The sequence below is a fragment of the Stenotrophomonas sp. OVS01A genome (genome assembly GCF_019969775.1).
In the GTDB taxonomy this organism is placed as follows: domain Bacteria; phylum Pseudomonadota; class Gammaproteobacteria; order Xanthomonadales; family Xanthomonadaceae; genus Stenotrophomonas; species Stenotrophomonas indicatrix.
Genome location: NZ_JAHXYV010000013.1, coordinates 1 through 1,161, shown reverse-complemented (window position 1 = coordinate 1,161; position 1,161 = coordinate 1). Strand labels below are relative to the sequence as shown.

Annotated in this window: 1 protein-coding gene; it reads left to right on the top strand. The window is 62.9% G+C overall.

The window, feature by feature from the left end:
• Nucleotides 1–186 precede the first annotated feature (186 nt).
• The gene (locus tag LC407_RS20790; protein WP_117310880.1) at nucleotides 187–1,101 is read left to right on the top strand and encodes an IS110 family transposase; all 915 of its coding nucleotides are present in this window, start codon (nucleotides 187–189) and stop codon (nucleotides 1,099–1,101) included.
• The last annotated feature ends 60 nt before the right edge of the window (nucleotides 1,102–1,161 follow it).

Here is a 1,161-nt window from a genome sequence, read left to right as displayed (position 1 = left end):
CGTAGGTGTCGAGAGCCGGCGTGGGCCGCCGTGTAAGCCTGGATCTCGACGATCGCCATGGAGCTTGGCGCCCACGCCGGAATCTCCCTTGATCCGCCCGAACAGTTGCTGGAGCTGACACTCGCAGTGATAAGACTGGGCAAGCGGGGGAGCTCTCGACCCTTCCAGACTATACGGAGTCCGGTGATGAACGGGATCGGGATTGATGTCAGCAAGCGCCAGCTGGACGTTGGCACGACAGACGGAAAGACCCTGCAGGTCAGCAATAGCCGCTCCGGCTTTGCTGAATTGGACCTCTGGCTGCAAGGGCATCCGGCCGTCCAGATCGTGCTGGAGGCCACTGGTGGCTACGAACAGCCTGTGCTGGACTTCCTGCACAACGCTGGTCATCCGGTGGTCCGCGCCAATGCCCTGCGGGCGCGGAAACTGGCCCAGGGGCTTGGCCACATGGCCAAGACCGACCGCTTGGACGCCTATGCCTTGGCCAAGATGGCCGCGCTGGTGAAGCTGCGTTCCTATCAGCCACTGGAGCCTTGGCAGCGGGAAATGCGTGACTTCGTGCGGGCACGCCGACAGGCGATGCACGCGCTGACCGTCGCGCGGCAGCAGCAGGAAATGGTGGGTAATCGTGAATTACGCCGACTGCTTCAGGCCAACATCACTTGCTTGCAGAGAACGGTGGAACGTTTGGGAAAGCGGATTTCCGAACAGGTTTCCAAGCAGCCTCAACTGGCTGTCCTGAAGTCGATGAAAGGTGTTGGCCCGGGCCTGCAGGCCGTGTTGGCCAGCTATCTTCCCGAGCTGGGCAAGATCAGTGGCAAGGCCGTCGCCAGCCTGGTCGGTGTGGCACCGATGTCCCATGACAGCGGGACCATGCGTGGCAAACGAAGCATCCATGGCGGCAGGGCTGAGATCCGTCAGGTGCTCTACATGGCCAGCATGTCGGCCATGCGGCATGAACCTCGCCTGCGGGACTTTTACCAGTCGCTGCGAGCGCGGGGCAAGGAAGGCAAAGTGGCCATCGTGGCGGTGATGCGGAAGATGCTGGTGATTCTCAACGCCCGTATGCGTGACGCTCAAGGCGGATCGATCCCCGCCTGAGCGCACCAGAGGGCGTTGCTCCTGAGGCTGCCGGCCAGCGGCCGGCACTACCGTGCCCGT